The sequence below is a fragment of the Thermococcus sp. M36 genome, from assembly GCF_012027355.1.
Classification (GTDB): domain Archaea; phylum Methanobacteriota_B; class Thermococci; order Thermococcales; family Thermococcaceae; genus Thermococcus.
Genome location: NZ_SNUH01000125.1, coordinates 1 through 500 on the forward strand (window position 1 = coordinate 1; position 500 = coordinate 500).

The 500-nt window shown below is 31.8% G+C and carries 1 protein-coding gene; it reads left to right on the forward strand.

Going from position 1 to position 500, the window contains the following annotated elements:
• The coding region (locus E3E36_RS11625; RefSeq protein WP_167895553.1) for a putative porin at positions 1-500 on the forward strand (500 nt) is incomplete at both ends.

Consider the following 500-nt stretch of genomic DNA (forward strand, 5'->3'; position numbering starts at 1 on the left):
TAACCAAAGCCAGTTTTTTAAAGTAGGTGCAGCTTTACAGAATTTAAAAGGCACATTTGGAGATACTGCTGTTCATAATTTTTACAATGTTTATGCATTGGCTGAATATAGAAACAGAACTCGTAATCAAGTTTGGGATATTGAAGCAACAGGCAATTTGTATTTAACAGGAATGAATGCAGGTGATTATAATGCTTTTATTAGCTTAAAAAGAAAATTAAGTAAAACAGTGGGCAACCTGCAATTGGGTTTTCAAAATGTAAACAGAACTCCTTCGTTCATTTTTAATCCGTTAACCACTTTCCCTATAAAAAACAAGCAAAGTTTTAATAAAGAAAATACGACAAGATTATTTGCTGAATATGAAAACCCAAAGCTTGCTTTTAAGTTAAGCGGAGAGTATTATTTAGTAAGCAACTATGTGTTTATGGATAGCTTTTTTACTGCAAGGCAGGAAACAGGTTTGTTCAATGTATTACATATCAGTGCAGAAAAAAAGT